This window comes from Paenarthrobacter sp. NPDC018779, assembly GCF_044391085.1.
In the GTDB taxonomy this organism is placed as follows: domain Bacteria; phylum Actinomycetota; class Actinomycetes; order Actinomycetales; family Micrococcaceae; genus Arthrobacter.
Genome location: NZ_JBIRZS010000001.1, coordinates 186,764 through 205,424, shown reverse-complemented (window position 1 = coordinate 205,424; position 18,661 = coordinate 186,764). Strand labels below are relative to the sequence as shown.

Annotated in this window: 18 protein-coding genes; 5 read left to right on the top strand and 13 right to left on the bottom strand. The window is 64.6% G+C overall.

The genetic code is table 11. The features are described from left to right. Window positions 1-37 precede the first annotated feature (37 nt). From era to ACH488_RS00970, 4 genes are read right to left on the bottom strand one after another with little or no spacing between them, the layout of a single operon-like run. Complete coding sequence (gene era, locus ACH488_RS00985; protein ID WP_397321682.1) at window positions 38-1,000, bottom strand: GTPase Era; 963 nt, start codon at window positions 998-1,000, stop codon at window positions 38-40. Then, the gene (locus ACH488_RS00980) at window positions 984-2,315 is read right to left on the bottom strand and encodes a hemolysin family protein (RefSeq protein WP_397321681.1); all 1,332 of its coding nucleotides are present in this window, start codon (window positions 2,313-2,315) and stop codon (window positions 984-986) included. Before ACH488_RS00980 ends, era begins: the two co-directional genes overlap by 17 nt. Further along, window positions 2,312-2,785, bottom strand: a complete 474-nt coding sequence (ybeY, locus tag ACH488_RS00975) for an rRNA maturation RNase YbeY (RefSeq protein WP_397321680.1) — start codon at window positions 2,783-2,785, stop codon at window positions 2,312-2,314. Before ybeY ends, ACH488_RS00980 begins: the two co-directional genes overlap by 4 nt. Beyond that, window positions 2,782-3,864: a PhoH family protein gene (locus ACH488_RS00970; RefSeq protein WP_397321679.1), complete on the bottom strand. Its 1,083-nt coding sequence runs from the start codon at window positions 3,862-3,864 to the stop codon at window positions 2,782-2,784. The genes ybeY and ACH488_RS00970 overlap by 4 nt, the downstream gene beginning before the upstream one ends. Before the next feature lie 423 nt (window positions 3,865-4,287). Between ACH488_RS00970 and ACH488_RS00965 the strand changes: the two genes are divergently transcribed. Then, window positions 4,288-5,154, top strand: coding sequence for a GerMN domain-containing protein (locus ACH488_RS00965; protein WP_397321678.1), 867 nt, complete (start codon window positions 4,288-4,290; stop codon window positions 5,152-5,154). Between the two features lie 11 nt (window positions 5,155-5,165). On the opposite strand, the gene ACH488_RS00960 is transcribed toward ACH488_RS00965, so the two are convergent. Genes ACH488_RS00960 through hrcA form a run of 3 tightly spaced genes read right to left on the bottom strand, consistent with a single transcriptional unit; the run spans window position 5,166 to window position 8,140 of the window. Further along, window positions 5,166-5,948 (bottom strand): 16S rRNA (uracil(1498)-N(3))-methyltransferase, encoded by a 783-nt coding sequence (locus tag ACH488_RS00960; protein ID WP_397321677.1) that lies wholly within the window; start codon window positions 5,946-5,948, stop codon window positions 5,166-5,168. 2 nt (window positions 5,949-5,950) lie between these two features. Beyond that, window positions 5,951-7,081, bottom strand: coding sequence for a molecular chaperone DnaJ (gene dnaJ, locus ACH488_RS00955; RefSeq protein WP_397321676.1), 1,131 nt, complete (start codon window positions 7,079-7,081; stop codon window positions 5,951-5,953). 51 nt (window positions 7,082-7,132) lie between these two features. Beyond that, a complete protein-coding gene (gene hrcA / locus ACH488_RS00950; protein ID WP_397321675.1) occupies window positions 7,133-8,140 on the bottom strand; it encodes a heat-inducible transcriptional repressor HrcA in 1,008 nt (335 codons plus the stop codon). Between the two features lie 216 nt (window positions 8,141-8,356). Between hrcA and ACH488_RS00945 the strand changes: the two genes are divergently transcribed. Next, entirely contained in the window at window positions 8,357-9,208 is an 852-nt protein-coding gene (locus ACH488_RS00945) for a DUF3097 domain-containing protein (protein ID WP_397321674.1), read from the top strand. Window positions 9,209-9,312: 104 nt separating this feature from the next. Further along, the gene (locus ACH488_RS00940; protein ID WP_387437228.1) at window positions 9,313-9,726 is read left to right on the top strand and encodes a DUF4870 domain-containing protein; all 414 of its coding nucleotides are present in this window, start codon (window positions 9,313-9,315) and stop codon (window positions 9,724-9,726) included. Between the two features lie 12 nt (window positions 9,727-9,738). Here the strand turns inward: ACH488_RS00940 and hemW are convergent, their stop codons facing one another. Then, window positions 9,739-10,968, bottom strand: coding sequence for a radical SAM family heme chaperone HemW (hemW, locus tag ACH488_RS00935; protein WP_397321673.1), 1,230 nt, complete (start codon window positions 10,966-10,968; stop codon window positions 9,739-9,741). Beyond that, the gene (gene lepA, locus ACH488_RS00930; protein WP_397321672.1) at window positions 10,969-12,822 is read right to left on the bottom strand and encodes a translation elongation factor 4; all 1,854 of its coding nucleotides are present in this window, start codon (window positions 12,820-12,822) and stop codon (window positions 10,969-10,971) included. Between the two features lie 160 nt (window positions 12,823-12,982). Here lepA and ACH488_RS00925 point away from each other — a divergent pair, with 160 nt between their 5' ends. Both ACH488_RS00925 and rpsT read left to right on the top strand, forming a co-directional pair. Further along, window positions 12,983-13,537 carry a type II toxin-antitoxin system PemK/MazF family toxin gene (locus ACH488_RS00925; protein ID WP_397321671.1) on the top strand — a complete coding sequence of 185 codons (555 nt, stop codon included), beginning with the start codon at window positions 12,983-12,985 and terminating at the stop codon, window positions 13,535-13,537. A 167-nt stretch (window positions 13,538-13,704) separates the two neighbouring features. Then, entirely contained in the window at window positions 13,705-13,965 is a 261-nt protein-coding gene (rpsT, locus tag ACH488_RS00920) for a 30S ribosomal protein S20 (protein ID WP_347107561.1), read from the top strand. 78 nt (window positions 13,966-14,043) lie between these two features. Here the strand turns inward: rpsT and holA are convergent, their stop codons facing one another. The 4 genes from holA to ACH488_RS00900 form a co-directional block, all read right to left on the bottom strand. Then, the gene (gene holA, locus ACH488_RS00915) at window positions 14,044-15,060 is read right to left on the bottom strand and encodes a DNA polymerase III subunit delta (protein WP_397321670.1); all 1,017 of its coding nucleotides are present in this window, start codon (window positions 15,058-15,060) and stop codon (window positions 14,044-14,046) included. Beyond that, window positions 14,979-16,748, bottom strand: a complete 1,770-nt coding sequence (locus tag ACH488_RS00910; RefSeq protein WP_397321669.1) for a ComEC/Rec2 family competence protein — start codon at window positions 16,746-16,748, stop codon at window positions 14,979-14,981. Before ACH488_RS00910 ends, holA begins: the two co-directional genes overlap by 82 nt. Then, window positions 16,741-17,559, bottom strand: coding sequence for a helix-hairpin-helix domain-containing protein (locus ACH488_RS00905; RefSeq protein WP_397321668.1), 819 nt, complete (start codon window positions 17,557-17,559; stop codon window positions 16,741-16,743). Before ACH488_RS00905 ends, ACH488_RS00910 begins: the two co-directional genes overlap by 8 nt. 65 nt (window positions 17,560-17,624) lie before the next feature. Next, window positions 17,625-18,659 carry a DegV family protein gene (locus tag ACH488_RS00900; protein WP_397321667.1) on the bottom strand — a complete coding sequence of 345 codons (1,035 nt, stop codon included), beginning with the start codon at window positions 18,657-18,659 and terminating at the stop codon, window positions 17,625-17,627. Between the last annotated feature and the right edge of the window lie 2 nt (window positions 18,660-18,661).

Below are 18,661 nucleotides of genomic sequence, written 5' to 3'. Positions count from 1 at the left end.
TTATCCATCCCCGGACCACGCCGATGCGTGGAGCCAATCAGAAGCCCAGCTTCACCAATTGCTTGGGGTCCCGCTGCCAGTCTTTGGCTACTTTGACATGCAAATCCAGGTAGATGCGGGTGCCCAGCAGCGTTTCGATGCCCTTGCGTGCGTTGGTGCCCACCTCGCGCAACCGGCTTCCGCCTTTGCCGATGATGATGGCCTTCTGCGACGGACGCTCCACGTAAAGATTGACGCGGACATCCAGCAAGGGGTTGTCCTCGGTCCGGCCCTCACGGGGAACAATTTCCTCAACCACCACGGCCAACGAGTGCGGAAGTTCGTCGCGGACGCCTTCGAGTGCCGCCTCGCGGATCAGTTCGGCAATCATGACTGCTTCAGGTTCGTCGGTCAGTTCGCCGTCCGGGTAGAGCGGCGGAGACGGCGGCATGTGCCCGATGAGGACATCGGCCACCGTGTTGACCTGAAATCCATCGGCGGCCGAAACGGGGACAATGTCCGCCCACCCTTGGTCTCCGAGGACTTCCCTGCCGAGTTCGGCGACGGCGAGCAGTTGCTCAGTCAGGGCCTGCCGGTCCACCAGGTCCGTCTTTGTCACGATCGCCACGATGGGCTTGCGGCCCACTCCCGCCAATTGGGCTGCGATGTATTTGTCTCCGGGGCCGATCTTCTCGTTCGCGGGGAGGCAGAAACCAATGGCATCAACTTCTGCCAGGGTATCGGCCACGAGTTCGTTGAGCCGCTTGCCCAGCAGGGTGCGCGGACGGTGGAGTCCCGGAGTATCCACGAGGATGAGCTGGGCCTCTTCCCGGTGCACGATGCCGCGGATCGTGTGCCGCGTGGTCTGGGGTTTGGCAGACGTAATGGCCACCTTCTGCCCCACCAAGGCATTGGTCAAGGTGGACTTGCCGGCGTTGGGTCGGCCAACCAGGACGGAGAAACCGGCGTGGAAGCCGCCGAATGCGTCCTCGGCGTCGAATTTCTTATTTTGCTTGCTCACGTGGAACTCCCTGTTGCGTTGTGCCGGCCTCGTCGAGAAGGTCTTCAAGGTCAGTTTCTTCTTTTGGCATTGCTGCCGCAATGATGTGGCTGACCCGGTTTCGCCGACCCTCAAGCCTATCGGCCCTGAGCGACACCCCGTTCACCTCCACTGCACTTCCCACGATCGGGACCTGGCCCAGCGCCTTCGCCAGGAGGCCACCCACCGTGTCCACCTCGTCGTCGTCGAGGTCCATGTCGAAGAGTTCGCCAAGATCGTCGATGCTCATGCGGGCGCTGACACGGTAGGTCCCGTCGCCCAGGTCAACAGCTTCTTCCGCCGCGGCGTCGTACTCGTCCACGATTTCCCCGACGATTTCCTCGATGAGGTCTTCGAGGGTCACCAGGCCGGCCGTGCCGCCGTACTCGTCGATCACGATGGCTACGTGCGTCGACTCCTGCTGGAGTTCCTTCAGGAGGTCGCTGACCGGCTTGGACTCCGGAACGTACCGGGCCTCGCGTGCCAGCGAATCGACGTCGTGCGGCTGCAGTCCGTGCTCGTTGCGGTGGAGCGCCGCCGCAACGTCCTTGAGGTAGAGGATGCCACGGATCTGGTCGGTGTTCTCGCCGATGACCGGGATCCTCGAATAGCCGGAGCGAAGAAACAGGGCCATTGCCGCTTCCAGCCCGGAACCGGTACCGATGCTGACGATGTCCGTTCGGGGAACCATGACCGACCGCACCAAGGTATCCCCAAAGTCGAACACCGAGTGGATGAGTTCGGCCTCGTTGTCCTCGATCATGTCCGACTCGGCCGCGCGGTCCACGAATTCCCGGAACTCTTCCTCGCTGACGAAAGCATCGTCGCCGCCCGGCGCGCCGGGTGCCACCGCGCTGCCCAGGGCAACGAGCCACCCGGGAATCGGTCCCAGGATCCAGCACAGGAACCGGATCAGCGGTGCCGTGAACCGCACCACCGGACCTGAGTGCGCCCTGCCCAGCTGCCGCGGCGAAACCCCTACCAGGACAAAACCTATGACCGCCATGATGCCGGTGGCTGCCAGCCCGGCGAGCCATACGTTGTCCAAGAGGCTGTGAAGTACGACGGCGACCGCCACCGCGGCTGCCATTTCGAACCACACGCGCCAAAACCGCAGCGCCCGGATGTGCGCCACGGGGTTCTTGAGGATGCTCCCCAGCGCTTTGCCCTTGCTTCGGTGCACGGATTGCTCAGCTTCGTGCCGGGGCAGGAAATTGAAGGCGGCCTCGGCCGCCGTCAGGAGGGCGACAAAGCTCAGGAAGACCAGCGCCATGCCGACCAGGAGGAGCGAGGTCACTGCATGGTCTCCATGGGGGCATCCTTGCCCAGGAACTCAGACAGCAGTTCGCGCTGCAAGCCGAACATTTCTTCCTTCTCGTCCGGCTCGGCGTGGTCGAAGCCGAGCAGGTGCAGGATCCCGTGGGTGGTCAGCAGCAGCATCTCGTCCTGCGTGGGGTGTCCCGCGTTGCGCGCCTGGACTTCGGCCACCTGCGGGCAAATGGCAATGTCGCCGAGCATGCCCTGGGGTGTGGGCCGGTCCGGAGTGCCCGGCGTCAGCTCGTCCATCGGCACGGACAGCACATCCGTGGCCCCTGGCTCATCCATGAGTTCGATGTGGAGTTTCTCCATGGCCGCCTCGTCCACCAACAAGATGGACAACTCAGCCTGGGGGTGGATGTACAGGCGCTCGAAGATGAAGCGCGACAACGTGACCAGCTGGGCTTCGTCCACCTCCACGCCGGATTCGTTGTTGACCTCAATGCTCATTTGTGTTCTCCGCGTTTGTGCTGGGTGCCCGCTGTCGCCGGGCGGTGGGCGTCGTCCCATTTGCTGTACGCAGAAACAATGTCTGCCACGAGGCGGTGCCTGACGACGTCGGCCGCCTCCAGGATCGAGAAGTTGACGTCATCGATGCCCGTCAGGATCTCCCTGACGATCCGCAGGCCGGACGTTGCCCCGAACGGAAGGTCGATCTGGGTCACGTCTCCCGTCACTACCATCTTGGAACCGAAACCAAGTCGCGTCAGGAACATCTTCATCTGCTCCGGAGTGGTGTTTTGCGCCTCGTCCAGGATGATGAAGGCGTCGTTGAGCGTCCGGCCACGCATGTAGGCCAGCGGGGCGACTTCGATGGTGCCGGCTGCCATGAGGCGGGGAATCGACTCGGGGTCCATCATGTCGTGCAAAGCGTCGTACAGCGGACGGAGGTAGGGATCGATCTTGTCGCTGAGGGTGCCGGGAAGGAAGCCCAGCCGCTCCCCTGCTTCCACTGCCGGACGCGTCAGGATGATCCGGCTGACTTCCTTGTTTTGCAGGGCCTGGACGGCCTTTGCCATGGCCAGGTACGTCTTACCCGTACCGGCCGGACCGATGCCGAAAATCACGGTGTTCTCATCGATGGCGTCCACGTAGTTCTTCTGGTTCAGCGTCTTGGGGCGGATGGTCTTGCCCCGGCTGGACAGGATGTTGTGCGTCAGGACGTCAACAGGGTTCTGGACGGATTGCGCCCTTAGCAACGAGACAAGCTGCTGCAGGATGTCCGGAGTGACGGTGGTGCCCTTGGCGACGAGTCCGCGCACTTCTTCCAGAAGCCGCATGATCCTCGGGATCACCGCGGAGGGACCGGACATGGACAACTCGTTGCCCCGTACATGGAAGTTGACGTCCGGGAACTGGTCCTCGATGTAACGCAGGGCTTCGTCATGGCTGCCCAGCGAGTGAACCATCTGGTCTGAATTGTCGAACGTGACGATTTCCGTGCGCGTGCCCGGCAAGGTGTGCGGGAACTCTGTAGCCGCCGGGTTCCCGTTGCCGGTCCGCAGCCGCCCATTCAGGGATTCACTCATAGTGCTGGCCGTACGGCCTGTTCTCCTCCGGTTGATTCTCGTCTTTTCCCCGGTCAGCCGCCGGGCCCACCGTGGTCCGGCCATATGCCGGAATGCCTTCAATCCTACGCCAGCAGGCGGCCGTCCGAACTGGCACGCCACCACCATGCCAAGAGCGGGACGCGGCCGCCGCGCCGTTAACTGTTTATCTCAACTCGGCATCAAGCCGGTATCAATCCTGTTTCAGTTGGTGCCGGTCCGGCAAAACCCGGTCAGCCGCCGTCGGACGTGTGCCAAGCTGGCAAGGCGGGGTGAAAAGTCCGCCCGTGCAGGAACGGACACCACTCCGGCGGAAGCAAGGCAAGGAAACCCCACATCACGCAGTCAGCCACCCCACAGCAAGGCGCCCGCAAGCGGACAAAATCCGCTGTTGCCGCGCCTGCGATGGCTGTCGTCCTTTTCCTGACCGGCTGCATCGCCAACGGCGGCACCACCGCGCCCACCTCGAGCCCGGCCATCAGCGTGCAGGACGCCCCGGCGAGCAACGCGCCGTTGGAGACCACCCAGGCCTCCACCAAGATCCCGGTCTATTGGATCGGGCGCAGCAAGGACAACGTCTACCTTTACCGTGAGTTCCGGGACATCTCCGGCGACGAGAATCCCGTCACCACGGCCTTGCGCATCATGATGGCCGAGAAGCCACTGGACCACGATTTCTTCACCCCCTGGCAGGAACCCGGCAGCCTCGCCACATCGATCTCCGGCAAGAACGTCATCACCGTGGACATTTCGCGGGACGCCTTCAACTCGAACCTGGACGCCGGCATGGCCCAACGGGCAGTCCAACAGTTGGTCTACACAGCCACTGCCGCTGCCTCGTCATCCGGGCTGATCAATTCCGGGCAACAGATCCAGGTGGTCATCCTGGTGGATGGACACACCGACTTCATGGCCTTCGGCCAAGTGAAACTCGGCCAACCCATGGCCAGGGATGCCTCAATGGTGGCTCCCCTGTGGATCATCGATCCCCAGGAGGACACCACGTTGCCGGCTGGCGCCGTCAAGTTCAACGGGCGCAGCACGGACAGCTCCAAGCCGGTGAACTGGCAAATCCTGCAGGACAACGGCGGCAACAGGACCAGCCTGCTCACCGGCCAGGTGAAATCCACCGGCGAACCGGGACAATTCGGCGTCTTCACCTTCAGCGCTACGCTGAAGCCCGGCCGCTATGAACTCCGCGTGACCCAGGTAGACAGTTCCGGGCAGGCCGATGAATCGACGCTGGACACCAGGCTCTTCAACGTCAACTGACGACTCCGGTGTCAGGCCTCCTGCCAGCGCCCCAGGACATCGCTCGCCAGCACGACGGCGGCAGGCCCGGCCGTCGATGACCTCAGGACATGGTGGCCCAACAGAGCCGTCACCGCACCCGCATCGCTAAGGCGCGTCACTTCGCGCGGCGAGATGCCACCCTCCGGTCCAACGATCAGCAGGACTTCACGGGGCGCGTCGGGGCCGGCACCGGCCAGTTGGGCCGCACCTTCCAACACGGACCGTAGCCCGTTCTTTGCATCCTCATGCAGGATGACGGCCACGTCTGCCCCAGCCACTGCCTTGGCCAGCGATGCGGAGTCCACGATGGACCTGACCTCGGGAATCCAGGCGCGCCGGGCCTGCTTGGCAGCGGCGGTGACCACTGACTGCCACTTTGCATGGGCCTTGGCTGCACGGTCGCCCTTCCACCGCACGATGGAACGTTCCGCCTGCCAGGGTATGACAGCGTCGATGCCGAGTTCCGTGGCGGTCTCGATGGCGAGCTCGTCCCGGTCACCCTTGGCCAGTGCCTGGACCAGCACCAGCCGCACCGATGGTTGGTCCTCGAAGACCACGTCCGTTGCCGTCACCGACAGCGAGCCTTGGCCGGCGTCGGACACCTTGCCGGTGAGCCGGGCGCCGGACCCGTCCGCGAGGTCCACGGATTCGCCGACGGCCAACCGCTTCACTGTCACGGCGTGGCGGGCTTCCGGACCCTCGAGGATGAACACGGAACCCGGCCCCAGGCCGTCCAGGCTTCCGGCCGGGGTGAAGAAGACGGGGTTGCTCACCGCTACAGGTTACCGAGCTTGTCCCGGAGCTTGGCGAACATGCCGCCACTGGCTACGAGCTTGCCTTCCGTGAACTGCTCTCCGCGCAACTTCGCAAGCTGCCTCAGCAGGTCTTCCTGCGCGGCATCCAGCTTGACCGGCGTCTCAACGTGCAAGTGCACCTTGAGGTCTCCGCGGCCGTAGCCACGAAGATGGGTGACGCCCAAACCGCGGAGGGTAATGATTTCACCCGACTGTGTGCCCGCTTTAACGTCGATTTCCTGGGGGCCATCGAAGGTCTCCAGGGTCAGTTCCGTTCCCAGGGCGGCTGCAGTCATCGGCACGCTCAGCGTTGCGTGGAGGTCGTCGCCTTCGCGGATGTACGTGGAATCGCTGTTGACGCGGATCTCGACGTAAAGGTCGCCTGCAGGGCCTCCGGCAGGGCCCGCCTCACCCTGGCCGGACAGCTGGATACGCGTTCCCGTTGCCACGCCCGCGGGCACCTTGATGGTCAGCGAGCGGCGGCTGCGGATGCGGCCCTGGCCGCTGCATTCGTTGCAGGGGTCCTTGATGATGGTGCCGAAGCCTTCGCAGGACCCACACGGAGCCGTGGTCATGACCTGGCCGAGGATGGAGCGCACTGCCCGCTGGACCTGGCCGCTGCCACCACAGATGTCGCAGCGTTCAGGGTGTGTTCCGGGACGGCAGCAGCTGCCATCACAGGTGGGGCAGACAACCGCCGTGTCGACTTCGAGCTTCTTGTTGACGCCGAAGACTGCGTCCTTGAGGTCGATGCGGACGCTGATGAGGGCATCCTGGCCGCGCCGGACACGGGAGGCAGGACCTGCGTGTCCCCCGCCGCCACCGCCAAAGAACGTATCGAAGATGTCCTGGAAGGCAAAGCCCTGCCCGGAGTAGCCGCCACCGAAACCGTTGTCGGTTCCGTTCTCATTGCCGGTGGCGTCGTACACGCGGCGTTTCTGCGGGTCGGACAACACTTCGTAAGCGTGCGTCACGGCCTTGAACTGCTCAGCGACATCCTCGCCCGGGTTCACGTCCGGGTGCAGTTTTCGCGCCAACTTGCGGTACGCCTTTTTGATCTCTTCTCCGGTGGCTTCCGGGGAGACTCCCAAAACGTCATAGTGGCTGCTCAAAGTCAGTATCTCTTCCTTGTTGTCCTGCGGTTCTTGCGTCGGTGGCTGGTGTCAGCCGCCGAGAATACGGGAAAGGTAACGGGCCACGGCGCGCACAGCGGCCATGGTGGTGGGATAGTCCATCCGGGTGGGCCCCAGGATGCCTACCTTGGCACCGGAGCCGTAACCCGTCGCGACCACTGAAGCCTCGGACAGCCCGTCGTACGGGTTCTCCCGGCCAATGCTCACGGTGACCCCTCGCGGATCATCGCCCATGTCCGACAACAACCGAAGCATCACGACTTGTTCCTCAAGGGCCTCGAGTACCGGGCCGATGCTCAAGGGGAAGTCCACGTTGGAGCGGGCCAGGTTGGCCGTGCCCGCCATCAGGATGCGCTCTTCGCGGCTGGTATCGCTGAGGGACTGGAGTCCGGCGGCGAGGACCTGCGCCACCCCGCGAAGCTCCGGCCGGCACAGGGCCACAACGGAGGGCAGCACCTGCGGCAACAGCTCCAGCGGGGTGCCGGCAATGCTGCCCAGGAACCTTGCCCGCAGGGCCAGCAACGACTCGTTGGTGACCTCGGTTCCGGCGTCGATGACTTTCTGTCCCACGCTGCCGGTGTCCGCGATCAGGACCACCAGCACCTGCTTGGGTGCCAGCAGCACGAACTCCACATGCCGGACCAAGGCCCGCTTGGAGTGCGGGTACTGCACCACTGCCACCTGGTTGGTCAACTGCGACAGGAGCCGTACTGTCCGCTCCAGGATGTCGTCAAGATCGTCGGGGCCTTCAAGCAAGGAATGGATGGCCCGGCGCTCGGCGGCCGAAAGCGGCTTCACCTGGGAGATCCGGTCCACGAACAACCTGTAGCCCTTGTCCGTGGGAATACGGCCCGCGCTGGTGTGCGGGGCGGCGATGAGGCCTTCCTCTTCAAGGACGGCCATGTCATTCCTGATGGTGGCACTTGATACGCCGAGGTGGTGCCTCTCCACCAGCGCCTTGGAGCCGACAGGTTCCCGTGAGTGCACGTAATCCTCGACGATGGCACGCAACACTTCCAGCTTGCGTGGCTCACTCATGTGCAACACCTCCTGTCGACGCTCCGAATCCGGGCTGCCCAGCGTGGGATGGACCCGGATTCACCATTGCTTTTAGCACTCAACATGCCTAAGTGCTAACAAGTCTAGTATGGGCCACCCCGTTGCTAGCATTGAAAACGCCCGCGGATGACCTCCGTGGAGCCGTCTCCACCCATTACCGGCCCATCAAACCCAGCGCGAAGAGGTATGAAGTCCTTGGCTTTCGACACTTGGGGTCCGCAGGACCTTTCCGCACCCGTCAAACAGAAGCTTCCCGAAGTGCCTGTCCAGCGCGGGATGGTCCTGGAAGACGTCCAATCCGGTTGGGTGGGTGAGGTCGTCCGGGTCGAGAAGTCGGGCGGAATGCACATCGTGTCGCTGGAGGACCGCCGGGGCAAGACCCGGTCCTTCCAGCTGGGGTTCGGTTTCCTCCTGGACGGCCAGGCGATCCGCCTGCTCCCTCCGGCCGCCCGGCAGCCGGCCGGCGCTGTACAGCCCGGCAGGACGGCGTCGGGCTCTGTCAAAGTCCAAGGCCAACGCGCACAAGTGGCAAAGGCCAGCCGGATCTGGGTGGAAGGCAAGCACGACGCCGAACTCGTGGAAAAGGTTTGGGGTGACGACCTTCGGGTGGAAGGCATCGTCGTGGAGCCGCTCCATGGCGTGGACGACCTCCGGTCCGCCATCGCCGCCTTCGGACCCGGTCCGCAGCGCAAGCTCGGTATCCTGGTGGACCACTTGGTGGCCGGTTCGAAGGAGTCCCGCATTGCGGCCGAGGCCATGCAGGTACCGGGAGCCGCGGGAAACGTGTTGATCGTGGGACACCCCTACGTCGATGTGTGGCAGGCGATCCGCCCCAAGGTACTGGGCATCGAACAGTGGCCTGACGTGCCGCGCGGCACGGACTGGAAGACGGGAATCCTGCGGGCCTTCGGCTGGCCGCACGAAACGGCGGAGGACATCGGGCTCGGCTGGCAGCGGTTGCTGGGGGCAGTACGGACCTACGCGGACCTGGAAGCCTCCCTCCTTGGGCGCGTGGAGGAAGTCATCGACTTCCTGACCGCCCCCTGAGCCGGGACACCTGCCCGTTTCAGGGGCGGATGGTCCCTGCAGGGAGTCCGGACCCAGTATTCTGGGACAGCAACACCGCATTTTTACAGCAAAGGGAAGACACCGTGGCAGAGAACGCTCCAGAAGAACAGGGCAGGGCCGCAGGCCAGCCCCAGTACCATGGTGCACCTGCGAATGCACTGCCCCTCACGGCAAGCGAAGACCGGCAGTGGGCCACCTTGGCGCACTTCGGCGGAATCCTCGGCTGCCTTCCGTCCTTGCTGATCTATTTGATCTTCCGGGAGCGCGGCCCGTTCACGGCGCAGGAGTCCAAGGAAGCCCTGAACTTCACGCTTCCACCCACCATTGCCGCTGTCCTGGCGAACATCCTGGTCCTGCTGCCGGTTGTGGGCAACATCTTCGCGGTCATCGCAACAGCCATCTGGGTGGCCCTGACGTGTTTCTCCGTTTCCGCAGGCATCCGCGTCAACCACGGCCAACCCCACCGCTACCGCTTCAACCTGCGCTGGATCAAATAGCGCCCGGGCCGGTCAGTCCGGCAGGATCCTGCGCACCACGGCGTCCGCCAACAAGCGGCCCTTGAGGGTCAGCACCAAACGACCCTTGAAGGCGGCAACGGGATCCACCAGGCCATCGGCAATCAGCCCGGCCATGGCGTGCCGGCCTACCTTGTCCAAGGCATCCACGTCCAATCCCGAACCGAGCCGCGCCTCAAGCATGATGCGCTCCACCTCCCGTGTACCGGCGTCGAGGGTTTCCCTGCCCGCAGCAGGCGACGTTCCCGCTGCCAGCCGTGAAGCGTAGGCGGTGGGGTGCTTGACGTTCCACCACCGGACGCCGCCAACGTGGGAGTGGGCGCCGGGGCCGATGCCCCACCAGTCGTCGCCCCGCCAATAGGCGAGGTTATGGCGGCAGGCCTGTTCGGGAGTCCTGGCCCAGTTGCTGACCTCGTACCAGGTGAGGCCCGCCGCCGAAATCAGCTGCTCGGCGAGCTCGTACTTTGCCGCGTGGTCGTCGTCGTCAATCCCCGGGACCTCGCCACGGCGGATCTGGGCCGCCAGCTTGGTGCCGTCCTCAACGATCAACGCGTAGGCGCTGATGTGGTCCGGGTTGTAGGAGAGCGCGGTTTCCAAGGACAGCCGCCAGTCATCCATCGATTCGCCCGGGGTGCCGTAAATCAGATCCAGGCTCACGGCCAAGCCGGCCTCGCGTGCCCATTGGACAACCAGCGGGACCCTGCTGGGGGTGTGGGTGCGGTCAAGGACCTTGAGGACGTGCGGCACAGCGGACTGCATGCCGAAAGACACCCGGGTAAACCCGGCATCCGCGAGCACTTGGAGGGACTCGGGCGTGACGGAATCAGGGTTCGCCTCGGTGGTCACCTCTGCGTCCGGCTCAAGTCCCCAGCGCCCGACGGCGGCACGCAGGATCCGTGCCAGGTCTTCCGCCGGGAGCAGTGTAGGGGTGCCACCACCGAAGAAGACGGTGCTGAGGGGCCGGGATGGCACGCCGGAAGCCTCCAGCGCGCGGACCGCGAAATCCACCTCGGCAACGGCCGTGCCGGCGTAGGCATCCTGCGACGCGCCGCCACCCAGTTCGGTGGCGGTGTAGGTGTTGAAATCGCAGTAACCGCAGCGGACCGCGCAGAAGGGAATGTGGACGTACAGGCCGAACGCGCGCTGTCCGATTCCGTCCAGCACCTGCGGAGGCAGCACGCCGTCCGCAGGTGCGGGGTCGCCCAGGGGCAGGACGCTGGGCATCTACTTCTTTGCCTTGTCCTTCGATTCGTCCGTGGTAAGGGCAGCAATGAAGGCCTCCTGCGGAACTTCCACACGGCCCACCATCTTCATGCGCTTCTTTCCTTCTTTTTGCTTCTCGAGCAGCTTGCGCTTACGGGTGATGTCGCCGCCGTAGCACTTGGCCAGGACGTCCTTGCGGATGGCCCGGATGTTTTCGCGGGCAATGATCCGGGAACCGATCGCGGCCTGGATGGGAACCTCGAACTGCTGCCTGGGAATGAGTTCACGGAGCTTACCGGTCATCATCACACCGTAGGCGTAGGCCTTGTCGCGGTGCGTGATGGCGCTGAACGCGTCCACCTGTTCACCCTGCAGCAGGATGTCCACCTTCACCAAGTCGGCAACCTGTTCGCCGTCGGCCTTCCAGTCCAAGGATGCATAGCCACGGGTCTTGGACTTCAACTGGTCGAAGAAGTCGAACACAATTTCAGCCAGGGGGATCCAATAGCGCATCTCGACGCGGTCCTCGGACAGATAGTCCATGCCCCGCATCTGGCCGCGCCTGTTCTGGCAGAGCTCCATGATGGCACCCACGAATTCGTTGGGAGCCAGGATGGTGGCCGCCACCATCGGTTCGCGGACCTCGCTGACCTTCCCGGTGGGGAACTCCGAAGGGTTGGTCACTGTGGCAATGGACTTGTCTTCGAGGGTTACTTCGTAGACGACGTTCGGTGCCGTCGAGATGAGATCCAGGTTGAATTCGCGTTCAAGGCGCTCCCGGACAATCTCCAAGTGCAGCAGGCCGAGGAACCCGACACGGAACCCGAAGCCGAGGGCCGCGGACGTTTCCGGCTCGTAAACCAGGGCGGCGTCGTTGAGCTTGAGCTTGTCCAAGGCCTCGCGAAGATTGGGGTAGTCCGTTCCATCCAACGGGTAGAGGCCGGAGAACACCATGGGCTTGGGGTCCTGGTAGCCGCCCAGGATTTCCGTTGCCGGCTTGGCAAGGTTGGTGACGGTATCGCCCACCTTCGACTGGCGGACATCCTTGACGCCGGTGATCAGGTAGCCCACTTCACCGACGCCCAACCCCTTGGACGGGACCGGCTCAGGAGAGCTGACACCGATCTCCAGGAGTTCGTGGCTCGCCTTGGTCGACATCATCTGGATGCGTTCCCGGGGGCTCAACTGGCCGTCAACAACCCGCACGTACGTCACGACGCCGCGGTAGGTGTCATAGACAGAGTCGAAAATCATGGCGCGGGCAGGTGCCTGCGCGTTGCCCACGGGGTTGGGGATGTCGCGGACAATCCTGTCCAGCAGGGCCTCGACGCCCACGCCGGTCTTGCCGGAAACCTTGAGCACATCCTCCGGGTCGCCGCCAATGAGGTTCGCCAGTTCCTCGGCGTACTTCTCCGGCTGGGCGGCCGGAAGGTCGATCTTGTTCAGGACCGGAATTATGGTGAGATCGTTCTCCATGGCCAGGTACAAATTGGCCAGGGTCTGCGCCTCGATGCCCTGGGCGGCATCCACCAGGAGCACGGCACCTTCACAGGCCGCGAGGGAACGGGACACCTCGTACGTGAAGTCCACGTGGCCGGGGGTGTCGATCATGTTTAAGGCGTAGGCGGTGCCTTCGACTTCCCACGGCATCCGGACGGCCTGGGACTTGATGGTGATGCCGCGCTCACGCTCGATGTCCATGCGGTCCAGATACTGGGCCTTCATGTCGCGCTGCTGAACGACGCCGGTGAACTGCAACATGCGGTCGGCCAGGGTGGACTTGCCGTGGTCGATGTGGGCGATGATGCAGAAGTTCCGGATGATGGCCGGATCTGTTGCGGCGGGCACCGGTGCGGTGCGGGCCATGGGAGACACGCAGGGTCCTAACTGTCGGCATTCACGCGGCAGCTCCGTTCACTGGGCAGGGGCCAGCGCAGGACATACCGCATATCTGATCCTCCAGTGTCCCATGAACCGGCCGTTCCACGTACATTCCGGTCCGCCGCACGCTGTGGTCAAGGGGTAGCTTTATCCCATGGCTTTGGACTTGCGACCCCTCGGCACCTTCATCCTCCGTTCCCTCAAGGCGTTGGGAGGTGCCGGCACCAAAGCCGCTCCCCGCAGCGGTACCCCACAGCGGCGTGTGTCCACGGGGCAGCAGAGCCGGCCAAACGCCGTCGCCAACGGGTCAGGCGCTTATCCCGGCGACTACCATGGCCGGGTCACACCGCGCTACTCCCCCAAACCGGACGGGAAGCCCGATCCGGGCGAGATCGTATGGAGCTGGGTGCCCTACGAGGAGGACCACACACAGGGCAAGGACCGGCCCGTGCTGCTGGTGGGACGTGACGAAAAGTGGCTTCTCGGACTGATGCTGACGTCCAAGGACCACGACAACGGGATGCGGGCGGACGATTACGTGGACATCGGCGCAGGCCCTTGGGACCGCCAAGGCCGCCCCAGCGAAGTCAAAGTGGACCGCGTCATCCGGCTGGATCCGGGCGCCGTCCGGCGCGAAGGAGCGGTGCTCGGAAAAGCCGCCTTTGGTGAGGTAGCACGGGCCCTGCACGGGCAGTCCACCAGGAACTGAGGCCTGTTCCGCAAGTCGCCCGTCTTTCTGCTATTCTTTATAGCTGTGTGTCCGTGCAGGTCGACGGCCACACATGGTTGGCTGCCATAGGCATCCCCACGCCGCTCAGTCGATGGCCAACCTGACAACCCTCTAGACCATTTCCGCATTAAAAAGAGAGTTCATACGTGGCTAATATCAAGTCCCAGAAGAAGCGCATCCTCACCAACGAGAAGGCTCGCCTGCGCAACAACGCAGTCAAGTCCGAGCTGAAGACGGCCATCCGCGCCGTCAACACCGCCGTTGCGTCTGCTGACAAGGATGCTGCTGGAACTGCACTTGCTGCTGCCAGCCGTAAGCTGGACAAGGCTGTCAGCAAGGGCGTTATTCACAAGAACAACGCTGCTAACCGCAAGTCGGCGATCTCCAAGAAGGTCAACGCACTCTAAGGTTTTTCCAGTTCGACTGAGCTGAACAGGAGGCCGGCACCCACGGGTGCCGGCCTCCTGGCCTTTAAGCCCGGCCCCTCATTTGCGCTGCGCCGACGTCGAGATGACTGTGACTGCATGCTCCACGGCATAGACAGGATCCCTCGACTCACCCTTGACCTGGGCATCGGCTTCGGCAATGACCTGGATGGAACGGATGAGCCCCTCGGGAGTCCAACGGCGGACATCCCGCTGCGCCTGCTCCACGAGCCAGGGCTGCATGCCCAGGTTCTTCGCGATGGTGGCTGAGGACCCCTTGGCGCCCGCCACTTTGGCGATGGTCCGCAGTTTGGCCGCCAGTGCCGCCACCAACGGAACGGGATCAACTCCGGTGGATACCGCATGCCGCAGGGTGGACAGGGCCAACGGACCATTACCCGCCATGGCCGCGTCCGCGACTTTGAACGCCGTGGCCTCGACCCGACCACCGTAGTATCTGTCCACGGTTTCCGCGGTGACGGCCGTGGTGGCGTCGGCGATGAGTTGGTTGCATGCCGCAGCAAGCTCCGAAAGGTTGGCTCCTACCGCGTTGACGAGGGCCTGGACCGCCTCGCCCTCGATCCGCCGGCCGCCTGCTTTGAACTCCGCCACGACGAAGGCCGTCTTGTCTGCATCCTTCTTGAGGGGCTGGCAGTCGATCACGGGCCACCCTGCGGCCTTGACTGCGTCGAGCAGCTTCTTGCCCCGGACTCCCCCCGCGTGCCGCAGGACAAGGACCACGTCGTCCTCCGGATGCGGAAGGTACTTCATGGCGTCAGCAAGGAAAGCGTCGTTCATCGACTCGAGGCCTTCGACTTCTACGAGTTTTCCTTCACCAAAAAGCGACGGGGTCACCGTCATGGCCAGGGAGCCGCCCTCGTAGGATCCCGCGTTGAGCCGGGTCAGTTCAACATCTGGGGTTGCGGAGCGGACCAGGGACCTGATGCGGTCCATCGCACGGATTCCCAAGTACTCTTCAGGTCCTGTGACCAGCACTACGGGGGCAGGCGTCGCGTCGCGCCACCCGGCGTTGTTGGCCGGGATGTTCTTGGCCCGGGTGTTTTGGGCAGCAGCCACTGGTGGTTCCTTCCGGACGGGTTTGCGCAGGGTTTTAGTCTGCCATGTCTGCGGCGTTGGCGCTGATCGCGTCGACCGGCACCCCGCAGCGCAGCCCGGCGTGGGGCACGTCGCTCCAGGTGTTCCATGGCCTTCATGGTCTTGCTGTGGAGGGTCAGCACCGCGACGAGGAAGCCCGCCGGATGGAGCAGGCTCCACGTTGCCAAGACGGCAAGGGCGGAGAAGGCAAGCATTGAAGCGATCCCCACCGGCCCCTCCGCCCATGGCATCGCAGCACCTGGCAGGGAAGCGAAAAACCGTGCCACTGCTGCCACCATTCCGGCGCTGGTCCCGGCCACGGCCACGGGAACGACAGCCAGCCAGGACACCGAAGCCAACGGCACAGACACGGTTCCGAGGATGGTGACAGGAGCTACCAGCGGCCCGGCCAGCACATTGGCCGCGAGTGAGTAGGGCGAGAATTGGGGCTGCAGCGCAACGATGGCGGGTCCACACAGGATCTGCGCGGACAGTGGAACGGCGATCCCCGTGGCCAACCACGAGGGAACCCATGCCGGAAACCACGACGCCAGTCGGCCGGCGAGCAGCACGATACCGAGGGTGGCCAGGACGGAGAGCAGGAAACCAAAAGACACAGACAGGGCGGGGTCAAGCAGCAGGAGCGAGGTGCTCGCAATGCAGAGGAAGGATAGTGACCTGCCACGACGCCCCGCGGTGAGGGCGGCCAGCCCCACCGTGCCCATGACCGCCGCGCGCAAGACGCTCGGATCCGGTCCTACCAGGACCACGAAGGCCGCCAGACCGGCAGCTCCGCTGATGGCGGAAAGGGGCCGCGGGAGGCGGAAGGTCCGTGCAAGCAGGATGAATCCACCCAGGACCAGGCTGCAATTTGCGCCGCTCACCGCGGTCAGGTGGGTCATGCCCGTAGTTTTCATGGCCGCTTCGAGGCTCTCGGGCAACGCGGAGGTGTCGCCGGTAACCATTCCCGGCAGCAGGCCTGCCGCGTCGGCGGGCAACCAAGCCGATGCTTTGCGGAATTGCTCCCGGGCGCGGGCCGCGGTTTGTTGGGGATCGTAGAAAGCAGCCACCAGCACGGGCGGCGTTGACGCGGCCAGGACAGCGGCTTCGGGCTGGCCCTGCTTGCCCTTCCGGAGGGTTCCTGTGGTTCTCAGCGATTGTCCCGGCTGCACGCGCCCCCAGGCCTCCCCACCGATGACCAACACCGCGGCCGATTCTGTCACGGTGTTGCCCTGGGACGTGAAGTGTTCCACTTGTGCCGGGACGGACCAGCGGCTTTCCCCGGAATGCCCTGGAACCGACAGTGCCGCCGGAGGACCGGTTACGCGGATGGTGATGACCACTCCATCACTCCGGGCGGCAGCGGAGGCAAGCGGACCCTGCTCCCGCCCGGCCGTGTCCAGGGCACAGTGCAGGGCCACGGCGGCACCGGCCACGCAGGCCAGCGCGAGGGTTGACGACGCGGTCCGTGCCCGCTTCCCCACGCGTCGGCGTTTCCGTCCGGATACCATCAACCCCAAAGCACCCAGTACCAACAAAACGCAGATCGTGGCGGGCCACGGCTGGGGAGCCAACGTTCCCGCCAAGGCAGCCGCCCAGGCTGCGAGGGCTGCTGGGACGAGGCGCACGTCCAGCCGCCTGGCCGGGGTTCCGCCGTCGGACTCAACCACCCTGCACCGTCACAAGGCCCTTGAGCGATTCCATGAGTTTGGGGCCGATGCCGTCGATCGCGTCCAATTCCTCGACGGAGGTGAAGGGGCCGTGATCCTTTCGCCAGTCCGCGATGCGTTGCGCCATGACGGGTCCTACGCGGGGCAACGTGCCGAGCTCCTCGACACTGGCGGTGTTGATGTTGATCTTCGCCGAACTTCCCGGCACGGCGGCACCTCCGACGGAGGGTTCAGGCTGTTCCTGCCCCGGAGGCGGGACGGGCGTATCCCCGGCGCGCGGAACCACGATCTTGGCCCCGTCAGCCACCACTTCCGCCAGGTTCAGTCCGTCAAGACGGGCATCCTGGGCCGCACCCCCGGCCGCGTCAATGGCCTGGAAAACCCTGCTGCCCTCCGGCAAGGAGACCACTCCGGGTTTTTGCACGGCACCGGCGACGTGGATGACCACCGTCTCACCGGGCACCGGGTCTTGTCCGGCATCCCCACCGGGAACTGCTGCCTCGGCGGTTGCAGCAGGGCTGAGCGGTTCGATCGATGGTTGGTCCTGTCCGGTTTGCCAGACATAGCAAACTGCCGCCACTACGGCGGCCGCAGCGACCACGAACACCACGGCGCGGGGGCTCCGCCACCGGAAACGGGAGGGGACGGCCGTCGGCACCGCGGCACCATCACCACCGTCGGAGTCCTGCTCCTCCTCCGCATGCGCCAGCAGCGGTTCAGCCAGCACAGCGGGCCGGACATGCCGTGACAGCCGCCGCCTGAACGCCGCGGTTGCGGCATCGGACGAGGCGTCCAGGGTCCGGCGTGGCATGAATTGAGCCTATGGCCGGCTCCGAACGGGCGCTGTTGCCCACCGGAACTATGTGGATAAAGCCGTCAATTGCCCGGCGTGCTGCTTTCTCCCACGATGACGGCCAGTACACCCAAACCGGCGTGTGCGGCAAGGACAGCAGGGAGGGAACTGATCTGGGCAAGCGGAGAACCGGGACACTTTTCGGCCAGCCGGGAGGCAAGTGACTCTGCCTCGGCTGGATTCCCGAAGTGGTGAACAGCCAATCGCGCTTGTCCGGCCGCGCGGGACGCTACGTCGGCGGCAACGATCTCTTCCAAGCGGGCGATGGCCCGCACGGCGGACCGGACCTTTTCCAGCGGTACGATCTTGCCGCCGTCGACGGCGAGGATCGGCTTGATGGAAAGCACCGTTCCAAGGAGCGAAGCGGCGGCACCGATGCGGCCGCCGCGGCGAAGCTGCTCAAGGCTGGGGACGTAGAAGTAGACCTTGGTGCGGTCCATGCGCTCCACGGCGAATTCCCGGACCTCGGCAGCTCCCCGGCCGTCGGCCGCGGCAACCACCGCGCTCTGAACACCCATCCCCTGCGCCATTCCTACTGTCCGGGAATCAACGATTTCCACGGGTATGGTCACGCGGGCCGCAGCCAGGCGGGCCGCATCGGCGGTTCCGGACAGTTCGGATGAGATGTGGATGGAGACTACTGCCTCAAATCCATGACGTTGGGCTGCCAGATACGCCTGCTCGAATTGGCCGGGCGATGGCCGCGAGGTCTTTACCGAGGCGCCAGAGGCAAGTGCCAACGACAACGTCTGGGTGATGTCGTCTTCACCCTCACCGTAAATTTCGTTTCCCACCATCACGGGCATGGGAACAACAGCCAAACGACCGTCGGCCGCAAAGGCGGAAACCCAGTCGGCGGGCAACGCGGCTGCCGAATCGGTGACCACGGCAGTCCTGACGACGGCGGCCAGTGGCTCTTCAGCGACAGGAACCGGTGCCGCTGGTTGCCGGAGCCGCGCCACTCTTTCCTTGAGCCACATCCACGCTGGTGGTTCTCGCTCAGGCACGCAACCTCCAAAGATGATGGCCGGCCGCCGGCACAGTGCCGGCGGCCGCACAA